At 33.1% G+C, this 21397-nt stretch carries 25 protein-coding genes; 21 read left to right on the forward strand and 4 right to left on the reverse strand.

Annotation, left to right across the window (positions count from 1 at the left end; translation table 11 throughout):
* The first annotated feature begins 97 nt into the window (after positions 1–97).
* The 19 genes from msrB (ES676_RS10485) to lpdA all read left to right on the forward strand — a co-directional run bounded on the left by msrB (ES676_RS10485) (position 98) and on the right by lpdA (position 15947).
* Positions 98–580 (forward strand): peptide-methionine (R)-S-oxide reductase MsrB, encoded by a 483-nt coding sequence (gene msrB / locus ES676_RS10485; RefSeq protein WP_148370283.1) that lies wholly within the window; start codon positions 98–100, stop codon positions 578–580.
* Positions 573–968: a peptide-methionine (R)-S-oxide reductase MsrB gene (gene msrB / locus ES676_RS10490; RefSeq protein WP_148370284.1), complete on the forward strand. Its 396-nt coding sequence runs from the start codon at positions 573–575 to the stop codon at positions 966–968. The genes msrB (ES676_RS10485) and msrB (ES676_RS10490) overlap by 8 nt, the downstream gene beginning before the upstream one ends.
* A 34-nt stretch (positions 969–1002) precedes the next feature.
* On the forward strand, positions 1003–1431 hold the full coding sequence (locus tag ES676_RS10495; protein WP_148370285.1) for a hypothetical protein: 429 nt from the start codon (positions 1003–1005) through the stop codon (positions 1429–1431).
* 313 nt (positions 1432–1744) lie between these two features.
* Positions 1745–2152, forward strand: a complete 408-nt coding sequence (locus ES676_RS10500) for a hypothetical protein (protein ID WP_148370286.1) — start codon at positions 1745–1747, stop codon at positions 2150–2152.
* A gap of 156 nt (positions 2153–2308) precedes the next feature.
* Complete coding sequence (locus tag ES676_RS10505; RefSeq protein WP_148370287.1) at positions 2309–2845, forward strand: protein-disulfide reductase DsbD domain-containing protein; 537 nt, start codon at positions 2309–2311, stop codon at positions 2843–2845.
* Positions 2846–2848: 3 nt separating this feature from the next.
* Positions 2849–3655 carry an SDR family oxidoreductase gene (locus ES676_RS10510; RefSeq protein ID WP_148370288.1) on the forward strand — a complete coding sequence of 269 codons (807 nt, stop codon included), beginning with the start codon at positions 2849–2851 and terminating at the stop codon, positions 3653–3655.
* Positions 3656–3691: 36 nt separating this feature from the next.
* The gene (locus tag ES676_RS10515; RefSeq protein WP_148370289.1) at positions 3692–4456 is read left to right on the forward strand and encodes a hypothetical protein; all 765 of its coding nucleotides are present in this window, start codon (positions 3692–3694) and stop codon (positions 4454–4456) included.
* 149 nt (positions 4457–4605) lie between these two features.
* Complete coding sequence (locus ES676_RS10520) at positions 4606–5106, forward strand: GreA/GreB family elongation factor (RefSeq protein WP_148370290.1); 501 nt, start codon at positions 4606–4608, stop codon at positions 5104–5106.
* Between the two features lie 152 nt (positions 5107–5258).
* Positions 5259–5819: a helix-turn-helix domain-containing protein gene (locus tag ES676_RS10525; protein ID WP_148370291.1), complete on the forward strand. Its 561-nt coding sequence runs from the start codon at positions 5259–5261 to the stop codon at positions 5817–5819.
* Between the two features lie 176 nt (positions 5820–5995).
* The gene (locus ES676_RS10530) at positions 5996–6529 is read left to right on the forward strand and encodes a hypothetical protein (RefSeq protein WP_148370292.1); all 534 of its coding nucleotides are present in this window, start codon (positions 5996–5998) and stop codon (positions 6527–6529) included.
* 273 nt (positions 6530–6802) lie between these two features.
* The gene (locus ES676_RS10535) at positions 6803–7453 is read left to right on the forward strand and encodes a hypothetical protein (RefSeq protein WP_148370293.1); all 651 of its coding nucleotides are present in this window, start codon (positions 6803–6805) and stop codon (positions 7451–7453) included.
* A gap of 125 nt (positions 7454–7578) precedes the next feature.
* Entirely contained in the window at positions 7579–8415 is an 837-nt protein-coding gene (locus ES676_RS10540; protein WP_148370294.1) for a hypothetical protein, read from the forward strand.
* A gap of 479 nt (positions 8416–8894) precedes the next feature.
* Positions 8895–9500 (forward strand): hypothetical protein, encoded by a 606-nt coding sequence (locus tag ES676_RS10545; protein WP_148370295.1) that lies wholly within the window; start codon positions 8895–8897, stop codon positions 9498–9500.
* Positions 9501–9560: 60 nt separating this feature from the next.
* Positions 9561–9920, forward strand: coding sequence for a lipocalin family protein (locus tag ES676_RS10550; protein ID WP_148370296.1), 360 nt, complete (start codon positions 9561–9563; stop codon positions 9918–9920).
* 148 nt (positions 9921–10068) lie between these two features.
* Complete coding sequence (locus tag ES676_RS10555) at positions 10069–10545, forward strand: cytosolic carboxypeptidase N-terminal domain-containing protein (protein WP_148370297.1); 477 nt, start codon at positions 10069–10071, stop codon at positions 10543–10545.
* Positions 10535–11941, forward strand: a complete 1407-nt coding sequence (locus ES676_RS10560) for a golvesin C-terminal-like domain-containing protein (RefSeq protein WP_148370298.1) — start codon at positions 10535–10537, stop codon at positions 11939–11941. The genes ES676_RS10555 and ES676_RS10560 overlap by 11 nt, the downstream gene beginning before the upstream one ends.
* A 503-nt stretch (positions 11942–12444) precedes the next feature.
* On the forward strand, positions 12445–13179 hold the full coding sequence (locus ES676_RS10565) for a flavodoxin family protein (RefSeq protein WP_148370299.1): 735 nt from the start codon (positions 12445–12447) through the stop codon (positions 13177–13179).
* 198 nt (positions 13180–13377) lie between these two features.
* Positions 13378–14172: a cation transporter gene (locus ES676_RS10570; protein WP_148370300.1), complete on the forward strand. Its 795-nt coding sequence runs from the start codon at positions 13378–13380 to the stop codon at positions 14170–14172.
* A gap of 398 nt (positions 14173–14570) precedes the next feature.
* On the forward strand, positions 14571–15947 hold the full coding sequence (gene lpdA / locus ES676_RS10575) for a dihydrolipoyl dehydrogenase (RefSeq protein ID WP_148370301.1): 1377 nt from the start codon (positions 14571–14573) through the stop codon (positions 15945–15947).
* 281 nt (positions 15948–16228) lie between these two features.
* Here lpdA and aroQ read toward each other — a convergent pair whose 3' ends face one another.
* The 4 genes from aroQ to ES676_RS10595 form a co-directional block, all read right to left on the reverse strand.
* Positions 16229–16645, reverse strand: coding sequence for a type II 3-dehydroquinate dehydratase (gene aroQ, locus ES676_RS10580; protein WP_148370302.1), 417 nt, complete (start codon positions 16643–16645; stop codon positions 16229–16231).
* Positions 16646–16770: 125 nt separating this feature from the next.
* On the reverse strand, positions 16771–17379 hold the full coding sequence (locus ES676_RS10585; protein WP_148370303.1) for a porin family protein: 609 nt from the start codon (positions 17377–17379) through the stop codon (positions 16771–16773).
* 332 nt (positions 17380–17711) lie between these two features.
* Entirely contained in the window at positions 17712–18356 is a 645-nt protein-coding gene (locus tag ES676_RS10590; RefSeq protein WP_148370304.1) for a porin family protein, read from the reverse strand.
* A gap of 184 nt (positions 18357–18540) precedes the next feature.
* Complete coding sequence (locus tag ES676_RS10595) at positions 18541–19050, reverse strand: outer membrane beta-barrel protein (RefSeq protein WP_148370305.1); 510 nt, start codon at positions 19048–19050, stop codon at positions 18541–18543.
* 178 nt (positions 19051–19228) lie between these two features.
* On the opposite strand from ES676_RS10595, the gene xerD reads away from it, so the two are divergent.
* Both xerD and ES676_RS10605 read left to right on the forward strand, forming a co-directional pair.
* A complete protein-coding gene (xerD, locus tag ES676_RS10600) occupies positions 19229–20125 on the forward strand; it encodes a site-specific tyrosine recombinase XerD (protein ID WP_148370378.1) in 897 nt (298 codons plus the stop codon).
* A 137-nt stretch (positions 20126–20262) separates the two neighbouring features.
* Positions 20263–21396 (forward strand): sensor histidine kinase, encoded by a 1134-nt coding sequence (locus ES676_RS10605; RefSeq protein ID WP_148370306.1) that lies wholly within the window; start codon positions 20263–20265, stop codon positions 21394–21396.
* Position 21397 lies beyond the last annotated feature (1 nt).

A 21397-nucleotide genomic window follows, 5' to 3' on the forward strand; every position in this document is an offset into this window, starting at 1 on the left:
AAGATATAAAAAAAAATTAAGGTAAAATTAAAAATAGTTTGTAATACAATCCTTATTATTACGACTATTATAAAAAACTTATTAAATGATGATAGCTATGAAAAACGCCCTTATATTGTTATTTACCGTCTTTTTATTTAATTGTAACGGTAATGCACAACAGAAAAAACAAGACAAAGAAACCTTTGAAGTGACTAAAACGGAAGCCGAGTGGCAACAGGAATTATCACCAATGGCTTATAAAGTATTAAGAAAAGCAGCAACCGAACGCCCCTTTTCTAGTCCGTTAGACAAAGAATATAGCAACGGAACGTATGTTTGTGTAGCTTGCGATACGCCACTATTTAAAGGAAAAGACAAATTTGATTCGGGAACGGGATGGCCAAGTTTCGATAGAGTAATTAAAGGTAACGTATCGTTTTCTGTAGATTACGATTTAGGCCAAGCGCGTACTGAAGAACATTGCGCTACTTGTGGCGGACATCTTGGTCACGTCTTTAACGACGGCCCAAGTGAAACCACAGGAAAAAGACATTGTGTAAACGGAGTAGCATTAAAATTTATACCAGAAAATGAGTAAATATAAAGTAAACAAGACGGAAGCCGAATGGAAAGCTCAGCTTACAGACGCAGAATATAAAATTTTAAGAGAAAAAGGAACAGAAAGACCTAACACGGGAACCTACAATTTAGTGTTCGATGATGGCACCTATAAATGCGCAGCTTGCAGTCAGCAATTATTTGAAAGTTCCAGTAAATTTGATGCCCATTGCGGATGGCCAAGTTTTGACGAATCTATAAAAGGAAGCGTTGACTATATCGAAGATAAAACTATCGGCATGCTGCGTACCGAAATTGTATGCTCTAATTGTGGTAGTCATTTAGGACACGTATTTAATGATGGCCCAACCGAAACTGGAACGCGTTACTGCGTAAACTCGGTGAGTGTTGCCTTAGATAAAAAATAAATAGTATTTTATTATGAACTAACGAGAACACCTTATGAAATTCACAATTTCTGTCTTATTTCTATTCTTTGCTTTGCATACCACCGCACAGCCAAGTACCTTAGCGGGCACGTATAGGCTCAGTATTGGTAAAGATTTTGCCCATAGTATAGATTACAACTTAACGCTTAATACGGACAGCACCTTTGTATTTCATTCATTTTCTAATGCAGTTAAAGGCATCCCGCCTGAAGTGCACATTTATGGTAAAGGACATTGGAAGGCGGTAAAAAACATAATTAGTTTCTCTACTAATACGGATAATGATATTAGCGCGAAATACTCTTTAGATTTTAATACTACCAAGGGGCGGTACATTACAAAGTCCCTAAGAGATAAATCGGATCGTGAAGTAAATACAAGACTTCAGATTTATGAATCTAAAACCCGATTTTTACACGGTACAGAATTGGTAAAGCAATAAGCACAGATTATATATTATAAAAACACCCCGTTTTCTCATTTGAAAACGGGGTGTTTTTTTTGTTATATGTTTTTTATAACTATGAATTGTTTTAGAAAATGATAATCTAATCTACTTTTACCTGGAATCATTAGATTAACTCCCCAATATAGTTGAAACTTAACACACGATTTTTTAATTTTTCTAAGCGTTACTTTACTATTTAACTAACGCATTAGGGTTCTTCAGGAGTTATATTTATTAAATTATGGAAACCCGTAATAACAATATAAACTTTAATTAGATATTGGTAATTAATTTTAAAACTTAAAAAATGAGAAAAATCACTCCATTACTAGCAATTTTATTCTTTCTATTATTTAATTGTTCATCTGATGATGACAATGCTTCTAATAACTCCAACATACAAATTAATCCTCCTAATTGGATACAAGGAAAATGGCTGCTAGAAGATTCTAGTTTAGGCGAAATGGGTTGGGAATTCACTTCAAATGATTTAATTATAATTAATATGAGCAATGAAATAAGTCATAGAGGACAATTACAATTTTATATTGATGCTGAACAAGAAGTCTCAACTCAAGAGGAAATAACGAGTAACACTTATAAACTTACATCTAATTATACCGCAGGACAAACAACGGTTTACAGTTTTACTAAAATTTCTGAAACAGAAATTTCCTGGGACATTATAGAAAACTCAACGTATGAGAAACAATAATTTATAAAAACCAGAATTCTATTATTAGTTCTGGTTTTTTTATTTAATTTTAAACTCTACGGATAAAAAACTTACGACTATTTGAAATAACTATGATAATAACCAATGCTCTAGCGTAAGTATATAATAAATTAAGTTTTCAAAACATAACCAACAATGAAAAATATAACCGTAATTCTAGTACTTTTTATTTTTATAAGCTGCAAAAACGAAGACAAGAAACCGAATGGTAGTAGTGATGTAATGGGTACAGAAAAGCAAATTCCAGCAGCCATTAAAACTATTAAAACAACGGTTACTCCGCTTAAAATTATTGAACCTGTAAAATGGGTTACAGACACCAGAAAACTATCGAAAACCGAATACGAACTAATAATCGTGGCTAACATTGAAGACAAGTACCATTTATACTCGCAAACTGTTCTTAACAACGGACCAGAACCTACTGTGTTTATTTTTGAAAAGAGTGATCATTATACATTAATAGGAAATACTTCAGAAGAAAAAGGACATACTGTTTACGATTCTATTTTTAAACTAGATATAAAGTCCTTTAGTACGCAAACCACTTTCAAACAAAAAATTAAAATCACAAACACCACTACTTTTAAAATTAATGCAGAGATAGAATTTATGTCTTGCAACAATACAACTTGTTTGATGGGATATAGTGCTATTAAATTTCAGATTTAAACAATGAAAAAACTTAAAGGAAAAACAGTATTAATTACAGGCGGAGGCTCTGGAATTGGGAAAATAATGGTGCGTTTATGTTTAGAACGCAATGCTAAAGTCATTATTTGGGATATCAATCAGAAAAATATCGATGCTACGATTTTGGAATATTCTAATATAGGTATGGTCACTGGTTTTAATGTAGATGTTTCTAATAGTGAACACGTACAAGAAACAGCGAATAAAGTAAAACAGGATATAGGGTCAGTAGATGTCTTAATTAATAATGCAGGAATTGTTGTTGGTAAATTTTTCAGCGCGCATTCGGTAACAGATATTTCGAAGACAATGGCTATTAATGCCAACGGGCCAATGTATGTTACACTGGCGTTTTTAAACGAAATGATGCATCGCAATTCTGGCCATATCTGTAATATCGCATCCTCTGGCGGCTTGATTTCGAACCCTAAAATGTCTGTGTATGCGGCGAGTAAATGGGCATTAATTGGCTGGTCTGATAGTTTACGCTTGGAAATGAAGCAAATGAATAAAAGCGTGAATGTTACCACCATACTCCCCTATTACATTAAAACGGGTATGTTTGATGGCGTACAATCTAAGATACCTATTCTCGACCCTGAAGCTTCTGCCTTAACCATTATAAAAGCCATTGAAAACAACAAAAAAATGATAACTATTCCTGGCTACATTTACAGGTTTACACGCTTAGGCCAAGCTATACTATCTATAAATGGATTTGATTGGTTTGCTGGTAAAGCATTAGGCATCTATAAAACGATGGAACATTTTACAGGCCGAATTAAATAAGAATTACCTAACCGACAAGAAAAACACCTCAAAACGATGACACTACTATCTGCACTTTTTATGTTATGCTCTACACTTTGTTTTTCGCAACAACAGTATGAATTTGATTATTTATTAGAATATAAAATAATCATTTACAAAGATTCTTTTACAGTCCAGAGTAGCTCATCCAACGAAAAAAACGAGACGTTTAAAAAGTATTACTTGACGAACTCAAAGAAAAATAACTATTCTGCAATAATAACCGATTTGGATAGTCTGCATTATTCTATGATTTTTAAAGATGAAAACGGAATCTCATCGCGCACAACATTTTTAAAAACCGATTTAAATAACGCAGAATTTATAAATATAGAGTGTAAAGATGTCTATAAATATCGAAATGATTTTAAATACCGAACAGAAGAATACGATTTTTTTAAACTTAACGACACCTTAATTAAAGGAAAAACATATGGTAAATATAAGTTTGCATCAATAAAACCAAAAAAGGAAAAAAGACATAAACTCGCAAGTAAGTACTACATTATTGACAGAGCAACAGCATTTCATTTACCTCTATTTGAATTATCGACCCCTTACGAAAAATGGAAATTACAAAAGACGTTACCTAGTGGACTATTTTATGAAAAGTATCGTATCGATTACTATGGAAAGTTAAATTATAAAGAAACTTTAATCAACTACTGGAAAATTGATAAGAAAATAATGATTAATACGGATTGCGATTATACAAAAAAGACATCAAAAAAAAACCGTATTCCGGCTTCTAAGGTTCACACCTCGCATCAGATGAATTAAAAAAGTAAATGCCTTATATTATCGTCAACGCGCTTAGCCTCAATACTTGTAATAACACTAACATATTTCAGTTTCATTTTGACTAGTCATTTAATTGTTTTAAATTTATGAAGGACAGAAGTAAATAACACTTAAAAATGAACTAAATAATGAGTAGAGGATTTGTTAAGGAAGAGGACCAAGAAGAAGTACCAATGGTGCCGCCAAGAGCGGATTTACCTGACGGCGTTATAAATTACGTCACCCAAGTGGGAATGAATGCGCTTTTAGAGGAAAGAGAAGCCTTAACCACCGAAAGAGAACATTTAGAAATCACCAACGAGAAAGAACGACGTATTGCAGTCAACCATATTAATGCAAAATTACAACTCTTAAACAACCGTATTGCTACAGCAAAAATTGTAGACCTTAAAAAACAACCTCAAAACGAAGTGCGATTTGGCGCATTAGTCGCTCTTAAAATTGGTAATGCTATGACAGTAAAAAACTATCAGATAGTGGGCGTTGATGAAGCTGATATTGCTAAAGGTAAAATAGCATTTATTTCGCCTATCGCTAAAATATTAGTCAATAAAAAAGTAGGCGACAAAGCCACCTTAAAACTCCCAACCGAAGAGCGTGTTTTTGAAATAAAAGAGATTGCGTATTAATGCGTTCTTAACTTACAGTACCGTTGTAAACCAATTGATAGCAATTTCACGACATTGAATGACACTGTAAATGTCGTATAAAAGTCGCACCACAACCGTTATCAATTATTAACCTAATCATTACTTTTAGAATAAATTAAAAGTATAATCAAATGAATTTTATTGCAAAAAAAATTAGTGAGACTCGAAAAGTTAAAGGTCTTTCTCAAGAAGAATTAGCAGAATTATCCAAAATAAATTTAAGAACAATTCAACGGATTGAAAATAGCGAAAATGAACCCAGAGGAAAAACACTAAACCTAATTTGTAACGTATTGGAAATTGATATAAAAGAATTGTTTTCGAATAACAATTCGCTAAAAGAAAAAAATATCGGAACTAAATTGGTAAACGGCCTTTTTCTATTAGCACTCAATCTAGTTTTAATGGGCGTCATCGGATTTTTAACATTAGATTCAAATGCTAATATGAACAGTTTATTTGGTGGCATTTTATTGAGTTTCTTTATTCCCTTTTTTATAGTTTTTTTGACACAAAACATAAATGGAATGGAACGTATGCTAAAATTTGGATGTGGATATTTTGCTTATTTTATTTTTGTGATTTTCAAACTCGGATTTCCAACTGGTTTCGTGTCAGGATTATTTCCTTGTCTTTTAATTAGTGTATCTGTTCTCTATTTTGGCAATGCACTTATTAACAATAAAGAATAAACCACATTACCCAATATAATACAAAATTACTTATATTTAGGACTTCAACAACCATAATTGCGCATTTGTAACTCCTAATTAAATTGAGAAATAAAACCGCTGTACAGCGTCTGTTTTAGTTTAACTCTGTAACAAAACCTGAAGATCTTATTAATAAACACCTCTCAATAACACATATGAAAACGCTTATTCTCCTACTAACATTAATTGTACTCTGTCTATCTTGTAGTTCTCAAAAGCGTAACTCAAAAAAAAATAATTTTGAAATATTCGATTCTATTACGTTTAAATTTAACAAAACCGATTCATTACTAGTTCACGAAATGGCATTTACGCCAAAATACGAGGCAACAGACTTGCAACGTTTTATGTTTAGTACCTACGGAAAGTGGAATAACACGATTCAAACGGAAGATAAACTACGCTATTTAGTTTGGAAAAACATAAAACTATTGGACCACAAAGATGCCTTATTTACGGTTGCTGTCGGTGGAAAGGAAAAAAAAACTGAACTTTTGAAGGTGAATGGAAAACCAAAATATGGACGCATATTTTATTGCTCGGCAATCGTTTTTAACGTCAATAATTATGATTGTTTTAATCCCGAGTCACTTTTAAAAGAAGCATTAGCCAACTATTTTATTAACGGAGTAAAAACTAATAAAAAAGGTAATAAGGCGTTTGAGAAAGAAATAAAAATCGATTACTAATAAAAGAGTATTCACAATAGCACCTCTAAAACTACTGCATTTATACTTAAGTCATACTGTAGTTTTTGGCTCTATTTTTGCCTCTTCATAATACATCGTCACTCATTTAAAACCACTGTAATCTAAACTATATAAGTGATTCGTTTTTTTTTAAGTCAGCTCCTTCACTAAAAACACCCCATAAAAACACCTATTTTACCATGAATACGGATAACCGTAAGGTTACCAACACACAATTGATGATTTTAGCACGACATAGTAAATACTACCATAATGAAAAAAACACTGATAGCTTTGTCGCTAATAGGGGTTTTAATATCCTGCTCAAGTCCTTTAGACAAAAAATATAATGAAGATACCTTGGTAGAAGACACCAAAGACATTAAAGAAACTAGTGATATTAGTGAAGAAGATACAGAATTAATGGCGGGCTGGATTATGAGAGCTAAATGGATCGACGCAACTCTCGATGATAAAACTTACGGTGAAATTATTGAAGAAGCTAAAAATTACAAAAAAGAACAAAAAAAACGCGCAGAAAAAAAGAAACTAGAAGGAGAGCATAAAAGACAAAAACTGGATGCAGCACTCACTGTAGCAATGTACGATAAGGGGTATGAAGAATACAACTATCAGAAATATTTAACATATAGCTTTGCATTTGAAAATAAGACAGATAAAACCATAAGGACTTTTAAAGGCGCAGTATCTATTCGAGATTTATTCGACACAGAGATTAAGTCTATTAATTTGACAATTGACGATCCCATTACAACTGGAGAAACGTTTAAAGGCACTTATTCGACAGCATACAACCAATTTAGAACAGAAGACTCCCGACTAAAAGGTAAAGATATGGAGGCTCTAAAAGTGGTTTGGATCCCTGAAAAAATAATATTTATGGATGGTTCAACACTAGAATAAAGGGTGCCTTCAAAGTGCCTCTCAATGACCTACTATTTGTACCTTATTTTGAAAAAACCGGACTACTATCAAGGTCACAATTAATCAATATAAAATATTATAAATCACTATAAATCAATTAAGAAATGAAATTTAAAAATCTATGTATTCTAGTAGTAACGACGGTGCTATTTTCGTCTTGCGCTTCAAACTCATTTTATCAACTATATAATGTAAAACCCGTTACAAAATCAATTACAGATGCCGATAAGTTCTTCTTTGAAGATGACAACTGCAAAATAACCTATCATTTATGGGCAAATGGCGGAAACATTGGTTTTGATTTCTACAATAAAACAGACACTACTATATATGTTAAACTAAACGAAAGTCATTTTATATTAAATGATTTTGCTTACGATTATTTTAAAAACAGAACCTTTACGACCTCAGAAGGCAATTCTACGACATCATCAAAAACAAAAACTGCTACCGTGGCCGTCACAGGATTAAATCTGTTTAACTTATTACAAACAAACCAAGCACAAAGTTCAAGCACTTCTAATTTAAGTTCTTTGGTAGGTTATTCCGTCTCCATAAAAGAAAACACACGTATTGCTATTCCTTCAAAAACTTCCAAAATAATTTCGGAATATGATATTAGTGATGCGCTTGTAAGACATTGTGATTTATTGAAATACCCAAATAAAAGAGAAATAAGCACCAAGTCTTATACCGCAGATAAAAGCCCAATTGTCTTTAGCAATAGAATTGCATACCAGATAAAAGAAAACTCAAAAGTTGTGGACAATGAGTTTTTTGTTTCAGCCGTCACCAACTATCCAGAATCAGAGTTTTTAGAATCTAGATATGACGCGTATTGCGACCAAAAAAGTGTTTTAAAGAGTAAGCATTTTAAATTTTATGATTCGAATAAGTTTTATATAAAATACTCAAAAAATGCTGACAATTGGAAACATTAGAACACCTATTTTAACCAGATAACAAATGCCGCACTTACAAGATTATTTACAACTATAATTTTTAATTGCGGCATTTTTAATAAGCAATGCGTTAGTTAAACAACCGACTATAAAAAAGTACCTCTTTTTCTATTTTTACCATTCTCAAGTTTATCTATCGGACAAAGGCCCGAAGATGTAAACCGTAATAAAATAGGATAATTCTTTACGTAAAACACTGTACTAATAAAGCCTGTCTCTTCCCTTAAAAAAGTCGCCTAACATTATTTTTTCAATAAAATAACGATTAAAAAACTTCTCACAATACTATATTATTTATATTGTATATCTTGTTGCCGTTATCAAATAATCAATTTAAAACAATTACACGGGTTTTACTCCAATTGATAAAGCATAAATAATTTTAATAAGAAAACAAAATAGTATTCCTTGGGCCTATAAAATAGGTTAAACTGAAATGTGTAATCACCAACAAGTAAATGAAAAAACTAATAATAATTTTTGCTTTAAGCTTCTCCTTTTTTTCTTGTGACAAAGATGATACAGAAATTCTGGAAGAGGATTACGCTTCTTTTTTAGAAAAAACCACACCTCAATTTTCTGCTCACCTTGGCAATGAGGTCTTAAACTGGAGATATGGTTTTGCAGCCTATCAATCTAGTATAGGATATCTTTATCCCGATGGCGACCAAACCGACCCACATCGCTATTTACGATTTATTTTAAATGAAGAGAATGGTGATAATCAGTTTTTAATAAGAGCGCCATTATACGACACTTCTTCAGAAACGGAATTTACTACCGTTTTTGGTCAAGGAATAAAGACCATCGGTAAATCAAATGATGACTTTTATATCAGTATAAAAAACAACAATTATAATTATGCTATTTGTAATTCAGATGCCAAGTTTCAACTTGAAATCCTTAAAACAGAAGAAATAACAAACGAATATTCTAGCCAAAAAGAGTTATTCGTTTGGATTAAGATTGAAAAGATAAATTTAAACGATTGTAATTTCAACTATAATAAGAGCCTAAACAACGGACTTATTTTAGCCAAATTTTATGGTCATAAATTCGAGTAATTAAAGTACAATAATTATTTAGAGCACACCTGAAAATACCCTAATAATATAAATAACAGTATGAAAAAATTAATTATAGCCGTCTTCTCTTTACTACTTTTTAACTGTGACAATACAGAAAATTACAAGAATATTACCGGTGAGTGGACGTGTACGGAATGGATTACTGAATCTACAGGAAAAAACAGATGTAATAATAACGTCTATTTCAATTTTAAGGAGGATAAAACATATACTTCTAAAATTGATACGCAAGAGCAATCTGGGGTTTATAAAATAGCTAACGGTTTACTTTACTCAACACCAAAAGGAAAATTGGAAATTGGTGTTGAAATTAAGACGTTAAATAACGATACTTTACAATTTATTATGAGTAGATCTGGAGAAAAAGAAATTTTAACCTTATTAAAAAAGGATTAAAATAGCTTACAGATTTTGTTTCAAAATGCCACACTGCTCTAACATAATCAAGAAACTTAAGCTTAAATAAAAGAAAGATTCTTATCTATACTCAACTGTTTAAAAATTAAAAAAGCACGCACATTCACTAATTGATAAACCTATGGAAATGAAAAGATGCATACGACTAAAAAGTGCAATAACTTTCTTAATATTTATTCTTTCATCTACCAGTTTATTGTTTGCACAAATTACTGTAAACTCTAATTTTGAAGGTGGTAATGGTATTGCAGCGTTTACCGATACCGATGAAAATGAGGTACATATCGTTTCAGAATTAAAGGGCGGAGACACCAAAAACATAAGTTATTACGTAGAAATCTCTGGCCTAAACCCTGCTCTACCTTTAACTTTAGAAGTCAGTGCACATTGGAGTGGCCCTACTATTGTTTATAGTTACGACAACATAAATTGGGAAAAAACCACGCTTACAAACCTTAACAATTTCACAATTCCACTACAATCATCTTCCGTTTATGTCGCACATTCATATCCATATACCTATTCTAATATGATTACGGATGTGAGTAATATTTCTGATTTAAGTTATGTTACTGTATCAGACTTGGCAATAAGTGAAGAGTGAAGGTGGTCGTGCCGTTAAATTAGTAAAAATTACGGACGATTGTGTTAATGATAACGAGAAAGAATTGATTTGGATGCTTGGAAGAATGCACGCCTTTGAAAATCCTGGAAACTATTCCTTAATGGGAATGCTGGACTTTTTTGCCTCTAACCACCCAAGTGCGATTCGACTGCGTGAAGAAGCTATCATTTATATCGTTCCTATTATGGACGTTGATCACGCTTATAATGGCGGATCGGGAAAAGACCAAACTCCTGTAGATTTTAACAGAGACTGGCATTCTTTAAGTAGCCAATCGCATTGGAATGCAGTAAATGCTGCTAAAAGTTGGATTGACTCTACGGCACAACTTAATAATTTTAGTGTCTTTGTAGACTCACACTCTCCACCTCCATCGGGTCAAAGCCTGTTCTATTACATTTATGATTCAGATCATCATTATATAAATACACGATTTGTTACAGAAACCGTTAAGCATATAGGGAACTACCAAGGTACCGAAGAGATATATTACAGCCTCTACAATGCCATTTCACAAGATTATATTGTAACAAATTACGATAACGCGAAACACTATAATGTTACCATAGAAACGGGGTTTAATAATCGTACAGATGGTGTAGAATGGACTAAAGATTTGTATCTTTTAAATGGTCAATATCACGGTCAAGCCATTAGCGATTACATCCACGGTCAGGCAAATACAAACGATATAATAATAATAATAATAATAATAATAGATAATAACGACGCCACTAATGTGGTTTTAAACGGGAATTGGCTGCCTAGCACCAATATATTAGGGTATTATGGCGATAACTATCTCTCTGCAGACACCACAACCCCGTCCAGTGCTGTGTTTAACGCTACAATAAACACAGCTGGTACCTACGAGATCTTTACACGCTGGGTTAGTAAACCTAATTTCGCAACAAATGCCCTGGCAAGTTTCACCCATTCTGGGGTTACCGATAATTTTAGTATCGATATGTCACTTAGAAGGGGAAATTGGGTCTCGCTAGAGACATATTATTTAGAAGCCGGAGAACAAGTGAGTTTAGCAATAAGTAATACAAATGCTAACGAAACTGTTATAGCAGATGGCCTAAGAATTAGTGAAATTGTAGATTGTGAATCGTTATCTATTTTAGACATTCAACAAGAGGATTTTCCTTTCAGTAGTAAACTGTATCCCAACCCGACAAAAAAGCAATTTACTATTCAACTAGAAAACAATACAACATTAGAAACCGTTAAGGTTTATGATATGCTTGGTCATTTATTTTTAACCACAAATAAATACAAAGTCGATACCAATTCCTTAGGAGAAGGTCTCTATACCGTTGAAATAAAAACGAACAAAGGTAGAGGTATCAAAAAGCTAGTGATACGATAAAAAAAATGTCAATTACAATTTGGCGATAGTTTGTTACAATTTATTATGAGCAAATATGGAGAAAAAGAAAGTTTAACCTTAATAAAAAAGGATTAAAACAGCTTATAAAATAGTCTATCTGAAAGAGCATTCACTCCTATTAATTTGAGTACTTTTTTTTTATTTATGAGTGTAATGAGAGCTCTAAAAATAGCAACAACTTACCTAAATAGCTTTAGTACTTACACCTATAATTTTAAAAACAAACAGCATAAATCGCTTAGTAATACCAGCTTTGGTACTTTTAATACTCCTAATTTATTTTATTAAGTATAACGAAAAAAAATATAAAGAAAAACGGCGTTCAATTAGTAGCTGCGCTAAGAAGCAAGCTATTTTAGCCCAACCACAAAAACTCTCACGCCTACGAACTCCATTATTCCTTTCATCTTTTTTTACTAAATTAGAGTATTAATAACACAACCATCTACCTTACTGTAAGTTGCATCAATTAAAAAACTAATATGGAGAAGATTGACTTTAGCCCTTTACGCGTTGTTTACATTAATTGTACTTTAAAAAAATCACCTGAAACGAGCCATACAGCATCCTTAATGGCGGTTTCTAAAGCCATTATGATTAAGGAAAAGGTCCAGATTGACGACATTCGTTTAATAGACCACGAGGTGGCTAGTGGTGTCTACCCCAATATGAGGGAACACGGCTGGGAAACGGACGAATGGCCATCGTTATTCGAAAGAGTATTTAAAGCAGATATATTGATAATGGGAACTCCCATTTGGCTTGGTGAAAAGTCTTCTGTGGCTCAAAAACTAATTGAAAGATTATACGCTATGAGTGGCAAAACCAACGATAAAGGGCAATACCTTTTTTATGGTAAAGTAGCGGGCTGTGTTATTACTGGAAATGAAGATGGAATAAAACATTGTGCAATGGGTATTTTATATGCGCTGCAACACGTGGGGTACTCCATTCCGCCACAAGCAGATTCAGGATGGATTGGCAAAGTTGGGCCGGGACCAAGTTATGGTGATACGGATTGTAAAGGTAAAAAATTAAAGACCCCTATTGGGTTTGATAGTGATTTCACCAATAGAAACATAACATTTATGACCTATAACCTACTCCACTTAGCCGCTCTGCTTAAAGCCAACAATGGTTATCCCAATTACGGAAACTCTCGGGAAAAATGGGATAACGGTGAACGTTGGAATTTTGAAAACCCAGAATACAGGTAACATTAAACCGCCCATAAACTACTATTTCTAAACGTAACAAAAGTCCGTTATATTTGTATTCTTCCAGTGGTAATTCTAAAAGATAAAAGTATGTGTAACATTAATCAGACTAAAAAGAGTATCTACGCCAATGGGGTTGCCTCTTTTTATTATTCGTAATTTTGGACTCGTCGATACAAATTAAAATGTAAAAGGGGAATGAAGAAATCTGTTTTCAAAATTACTAAAATGGACTGTCCTTCGGAAGAAAATCTTATCCGAATGAAATTAGATGGTCTTTCTGGGGTTAAAAATTTAGATTTCGATATTCCAAATCGGCAACTCACTGTGTATCACAGCCGCGAGGTAACAGACATTGAAGCTTCCATTAGTGGACTAAATTTAGGAGGACACAGAATCTCTACCGAAGCTACCACTCAAACAGATTTTGAGGAAAACACTAATCAGAAAACGCTGTTATGGTCTGTATTAGTTATTAATTTTGTGTTTTTTATTATAGAAATGACAACGGGGTTAATTTCTAAATCGATGGGTCTTGTTGCCGATAGTTTAGATATGCTCGCCGATAGTTTTGTTTATGGAATTAGCTTATTTGCGGTAGGCGGATCACTTATTAAAAAAAAACGCATTGCTAAAATTGCTGGATACTTTCAAATTACGCTTGCTATTATAGGGTTTTTAGAGGTTTTAAGACGCTTTTTTGGTACAGAAACACTTCCTGATTTTTCGACAATGATTATTGTGTCCATTTTTGCACTTTTGGCGAATGGAATTTGCCTGTATATCTTACAAAAATCGAAAAGCAAAGATGATGCACACATGAAAGCGAGTCTTATTTTTACCTCTAACGACGTTATTATTAATCTGGGCGTAATCACTGCAGGAGTTATGGTGCATTGGTTGGGCTCTAACAAACCCGATTTAATTATTGGTATTATTGTTTTTGTTTTAGTAATTCAAGGGGCACTCAGAATTCTAAAACTAAGCAAATAAGCCACCTTATTTTTGCAATATATTGTTTGCCATTTTGAAGAAATAATAGTTTCTAAAAAATTAATCTTGAAAAACTGTTTATAGGATTACTCGTGCCGTGTGTAGTAAAAGAGGAGTAAAAATAAGCACTAACAAATAAATTGCGGATTGTAATACGATGAAATACGGCGCTATAAATACTACTGTAAATCTCAGTAAAACATCTTTAAAATTGAATAGTACACCAAGTTCTAGTTGCGTGAGTGATTGCAGCGGCATCCTTTTTATTTTTTCGATAAAAAGATAGAGCGTAAAGCACGACCTTTAGGGCACGCCCAAATAAATGTAGACGTACAATTTAATATTAGCGCTTAGTTTTGTAAATTCGTAGCTTCTTTAAACAAATTAAAAAATTACCAATGAGTAAATACGATATTATTGTTCTTGGAAGTGGTCCTGGAGGCTATGTTACTGCCATTAGAGCATCGCAATTAGGTTTAAAAACCGCTGTCATTGAAAAGGAAAGCCTTGGTGGCGTTTGCCTTAACTGGGGATGTATCCCAACAAAAGCTTTATTAAAATCTGCGCAAGTTTTTGAATACTTAAAGCACGCTAACGATTATGGTTTAGTGGTTAAAGAGTACGATAAAGATTTTGACGCTGTTGTTAACCGTAGCCGTAATGTGGCACAAGGGATGAGCAAAGGGGTTGAGTTTTTAATGAAAAAGAATAAAATTGACGTTATAAAGGGGTTTGGGAAACTAAAACCTGGTAAAAAAGTAGACGTTGATGGTAAAGAATATAGTGCCGACCATATTATTGTAGCTACTGGAGCACGTTCTCGTGAGTTGCCAAACTTACCACAGGATGGAAAAAAAATAATTGGATACCGCGAAGCAATGACCTTGAAGAAACAGCCTAAGAAAATGATTGTTGTAGGTTCTGGTGCGATTGGTGTTGAGTTCGCTTACTTCTATAACGCTATGGGAACAGAGGTTACCGTTGTAGAATATTTACCAAACATTGTTCCGGTTGAAGATATTGATATATCTAAGCAATTAGAAAAATCATTTAAGAAAAGTGGTATAAAAATAATGACAAGCGCCGAAGTGACAAATGTTGATACTTCTGGCGATGGCGTTAAAGCAACTGTAAAAACTAAAAAAGGCGAAGAGGTTTTAGAAGCCGATATCGTACTTAGTGCCGTTGGTATTAAAACAAATATTGAAGGTATTGGTTTAGAAGACGTTGGCATTGCTGTAGATAGAGATAAAATATTGGTTAACGATTACTACCAAACAAATATTCCTGGCTATTATGCTATTGGTGATGTGACTCCGGGACAAGCCCTGGCTCACGTAGCAAGTGCTGAAGGTATTTTATGTGTTGAAAAAATTGCTGGACAACATGTTGAAGCTTTAGATTACGGAAACATTCCAGGATGTACGTATGCGTCTCCTGAAATTGCTAGTGTTGGTTTAACCGAAAAACAAGCAAAAGAAAAAGGATTAGATATTAAAGTTGGAAAATTCCCTTTCTCGGCCTCTGGAAAAGCAAGTGCTGCAGGAACGAAAGACGGATTTGTAAAAGTAATTTTTGATGCTAAATACGGTGAGTGGCTAGGTTGCCATATGATTGGTGCTGGTGTTACCGATATGATTGCGGAAGCGGTTTTAGGGAGAAAACTAGAAACTACTGGTCATGAAGTATTAAAAACGGTTCACCCTCACCCTACAATGAGTGAAGCGGTTATGGAAGCGGTAGCAGATGCTTACGGCGAAGTAATACATTTATAACATTATCGTGTAATTCACGGCCTTTAAATACTAAAAAATGCGATTGGAAACAATCGCATTTTTTTTGTTTGTATACTTTATAGTTTTGCTGCAAGTTAAAATAAAACAGAAATTGAGATAGCCATTTTAATTAACTATTTTGGTCGCTAATAAGATAGTCGTTTTTAAGGATTATTACACTCTAACATAAGTGCTTAACAAAACGGTGCTAATGCCCTTTCGAATAACTTATAGTAGATCACCTTTTGGTAATTCTAGAGGCTACAAGAGCATCTAGCTACTTACATAAAGCTTTCTATAGCGAGCTCGTACCCTTGCAATCCAAAACCTAGAATAACGCCCTTGGCATTTGGCGATACAAACGACTGATGTCTAAATTCCTCGCGACCAAAAGTATTAGAGATATGCACTTCTACCACTGGTGTTTCTATTGCTTTTACGGCATCGCCAATACCTACCGATGTGTGTGTGTACGCTGCAGCATTTAAAATAATACCGTCGTACGTAAAGCCACATTCTTGTAGTTTTGTAATAAGCTCCCCCTCTATATTAGATTGAAAATGTTCTATAGCTAAATTTGGGTACCTTTTTTGTACAGCGTCAAAAAAATCGGTGAACGATAAACTACCGTAAACATTGGGTTCGCGTTTGCCTAATAGATTTAAATTCGGGCCGTTTATTATAATTAGTTTTTTCATAGCTGCTATTAATTTATAATCTGTGGTTAGATATTATGCGTCTAACCAAAAATACAAAAGTTATGGTACAAAAAAAGCCGAAGTATTTAAACTTCGGCTTTCTATAATAAATAGTTTGATACTAATTAGAATTTGTAAACAAGCCCTAAGTTAATGTCTCCTAAATCTAAACCAGCATTAAAACGATCTCTAGACTCCGCGCCATCAACATCAACTTTATCAGAGTTGTAGCTAATTAAACCGTAAGAGGCTTCTAAAGCAAAGTTATTAGAGATAAAGTAGCTAACTCCTGGAGCGAATGCTACGTTAAAACCATCTGCTTTAATTTCTGGATCACCAGTCTCTTCATATTTAGAGTGAACATACCCCGCACCCAGCTCTGTAAAAATAGAGAATTGGCTAGCAGGTGTAAAATAGTAACGTCCAAAAACACCAGCTTCGATAGCTGTCACTTCAGTTTCTTGTGTTGTTGCGAAACCTTCATCTTCTTCTTTAGACGAAGTATACCCTAATTTTGCTCCTAAAGCAATGTTATCAGAGATAAAGTAAGCCGCTCTAGGTGCTACTGTAAAACCTTTTAATGATGTGTCACCTTGAGAATCACTTTCAAATCCTACACTTCCAGACATAAAAACATCTCCTTTTGCAAAACCTTTAGTTCCTTCTTCGTCCTGAGCACTCGCTGTATTGAATGCAAATCCTGCTAATAAAGCAGCAAAAAATAATTTTTTCATAATATGTTTATTTTATTTTGAAGTTGCAAAGTTAGAGCATATTCAAGGTCGTAGAATAATTTTTAACACCCAAAATCACTAAATTAACAGACTTTTAAGACCGTGTTAAGTCGCGCTATGTCTAACAACTTAAGATTCAAATTGTTAATAAGCGTAAGAATTAAGTGCTAAAAAACACCAGAGCCTTATGCTAGATTTTTTTAACAATTGAACACGTTTTGTATCTATTATCGGTAAAAACAAAAAAAACCTGAACAGTAAAAGTACTGTTCAGGTTTAAACGTAATTAGCGTTATAAAACTATAGATATCGTTTTAAAAGTGATAATGGTCTTAAAACATAAAGCCAAGACCTACTTGTGCCACTGCATTTTTAGCATCCACGTTTTTTAAGATAGAATCATCATCAAAAAGATTCGTTAATCCATAAGTATATCTACCAGATATAAAGAATCCATTAGTAAATTTATAGCTTAACCCACCAGTTATACTAGTTTCAAAATCTTTTACAGAAGAATTCTCATTACTTATATCAGTATCTCCACCGTCTGAGTTTGGTTGACTATCGATTTCTTCATTAATTTTAAATCCGAATTGCGGACCGGCTTCAATACTTAACCCTTCAACTAAATAAAACTTAGCTAAAATTGGTACTTGTATATAATCTAGTTGGTATTCTATATTTTGATCTGTATCAAAAACATTGTCTTGATCTATTTCTTTAATGTCAAAACCTTGTCCCGAATAGAATACTTCTGGCTGAATTGAAAATCGTTCTGTTATAGGTATTTCTGCAACCAAACCGGCATTAAAACTTGTTCTAGAATCTAGATCATCAAAATTATCTCCGGTTATAGTAGAAAAGTTAACTCCACCCTTAACTCCAAATTGTACATCTCTTGTTGGATTGGTATTCTGTGCCGTAACACTAAATAAACTAGAAGCCGTAATTACCACAGCCATACATAAATTTTTCATAATATCTGTTTTAAGTTGTTCGATACAAAGCAACAAATTAATAAAGATATTCAGATATGCTTTAAACTTTTGTTAACACAGATTTACCGAAAATTTAAGAATTTCTTAGTTAGTATTAACAAATGGAAAATACAAAAAAACCGAAGCGGTAGACTTCGGTTTTAATATTAATTTACAATGTTTCTTAGAAAGATAACTCTACTCCTAGTCCAACACTGTTTAAGGAGTTGCCATCGTTAGAGATTCCTGTATATGACAAGTTAACTCCAATCATTTCAGTAAAATTATAACCTACACGTGGACGGTAATAAAGACCACCTTCTCCTTCACTATCTACGGCGATTGCGTATCCTAAATCTGCACCAACATAAAAATTATCTGATGCCATAAATCTAGCAGCAGCGGCTAATGGTACAAATTGAGCGTCTTCAGCTTCAGCTGTAACAGTAAATTCTCCAAAAGTAGTTTCTAAATCTTCTCCAAAAACATTCATAAAACCGGTCGCAGCACCCACTTTAAACTGGTCTGACACGTCTACTAAGTAAGCGACATCTAAACCTGCACTTAATGAGTAAAAGTCACTAAAATCACCTACTGGTAATCCTATATTAGCACCTACTTTAAATTGTCCTTGTGCGCTAACACTTAAAAATCCAAATACTGCTACTGCAGCACATAAAATAATTTTTTTCATAATATTATTATTTTTTAATTGATTAAACTAACGCAAAATAAGTAAAAATTATCATAATTTTAACGATTTATTCTTAGTTATTAACATAGTTACTAACCGTTACCCACTTAAGCCTTTATAATCAAGTAGTTATAAATTAATTTGAATTAATTCTTAATTAATGAATACCTTTGATTTTATGAAATGGGAACACGCCTTAAAAGACTACTGTTTATACCTACAAATAGAAAGAGGATTGTCTGAGAACACTATTAATAATTACCGTCTCGATGTTACTAAGCTTAGTAAATATTTACAAAATAATGAGATAACAATATCTCCTATTCAAATTTCTAAAAGCACCGTACAAGATTGTATTTATGCTATTGCAAAAACGGTTAATCCGCGTTCTCAATCGAGAATTATATCAGGTTTAAAAGGCTTTTTTAATTATTTAATTTTTGAAGGGTATCGAGAAACGAATCCCTTAGATACTATCGACTCCCCTAAAATAGGCCGTAGACTCCCCGATACTTTAAGTGAAACCGATATAGACCGACTTATAGCGGCTATAGATTTAAGTACTCCGCAAGGCGAACGTAACCGTGCCATTTTAGAAGTTTTATATGGCTGTGGTTTGCGGGTTAGCGAATTGACGCATCTTAATATCTCTGATTTATATTTTGAAGAAGGCTTTATTAAAGTGACAGGTAAAGGCAATAAACAACGTTTTGTGCCCATTGTAGATTCTACTGTTAAATACATCGCTATATATAAGGATGGTATTCGAAATCATCAAACCATTGCCGACGATCAACGCGATATTTTATTTTTAAACAGAAATGGCAAACAATTAACCAGAGCAATGATTTTTACTATAATTAAGCAGTTGGCCATAAAAATTAATTTAAACAAGAAAATTTCTCCACATACCTTTAGACATTCTTTTGCTACTCACTTATTAGAGAATGGAGCAGATTTGAGAGCTATACAATTAATGTTAGGACACGAAAGCATTACAAGTACAGAAATCTATACGCACATCGATAGAAAGCACCTTACCACCGTAATGAAGAGTTTTCACCCTAGACCATAAACTACCTTGTATTTATTACCTTTAATGTCAAAAAAACATCTTTTAGCCGATTATATTGGGTTTACGTTAATTATTTTGTTAAATTATTGTAATATTTAATAATTGTGCAGGAAATAATTATTAGTTAAACAACCTCAATGCACCAGAAAACAAACCATAAAACAAACCATTTTGACGCTATAAAATGGGAAATTGCTTTAAGTATTTCCAAAATTGGAATGTGGGTATATAACGCTAAAACAAATAGCTTCTTTTTTTCAGATTCCTCAAAAGATATTTTGGGGTGCTTGGACGACCCCCATTTTGGTGAGGATATTAATGATTGGAACGATTTAATTCATCCAGATGACCGCTATAAATACCACAAAGATTTCAACGATCACATACAAGGTCTAAAACCGTATTATGTAAGCAAGCATAGAATTAAATGTAAAAATGGCGCTTATAAATGGATTCTAGATAAAGGCCAGGTGGTAGAGCGCGATGCTGACGGTAATTACGTTCGTTTTATTGGTACACATATCGATATCACCGATCAGGTAGAAACAGAAATTAAAATAAATGATGCGCTTAATATCGCCACCGAGCAAAACACAAAACTTAAAAATTTCGCGCATATTGTAACGCATAACTTAAAAGAACACGCTGCAAACTTCGAAAGCTTATTAGGTTTTTATGACGAAGCGGAAGACGATACCGAAAAAAACGAGGTTATTAATCATCTCAATCAAGTTGCTGGTTCATTAAACAATACGATTACAAACCTCAAACAGATTGTGTCCGTACAATCTAAAAAAGAAACGAATACAGAATGTTTAAACCTCAATGACTTTATAGAAGAAAGTTTAAAGCTCTTGGATGTTATTATAATTAAGAATAAGGCAAAAATATACAACCGAGTTAGTAAAAACGTTCATATCTATTACAATTCTGCGTACTTAGAAAGTATTATTCAAAATTTATTATCGAATGCTATTAAATACAAACATCCCGATAGAGATCCCATAATTAGAATACAGTCCTTTACCAAAAAAGACTGTATAATAATTAAAGTTTCTGATAACGGTTTAGGAATTGATTTGGATAAATTTGGGAACGATGTTTTTAAATTATACAAAACGTTTCATACCAATAAAAATTCTGAAGGCGTCGGCTTATATCTTATTAAAAATCAAGTTGAAGCTTTTGGTGGTACCATTGAAATAGGTAGTAAAGTAAATGTAGGAACTGTATTTACTATAATAATACCAAGCAAAAAAAATCCAACTTAAA

Origin of the sequence: Bizionia saleffrena (genome assembly GCF_008086175.1) — a bacterium.
Classification (GTDB): domain Bacteria; phylum Bacteroidota; class Bacteroidia; order Flavobacteriales; family Flavobacteriaceae; genus Bizionia; species Bizionia saleffrena.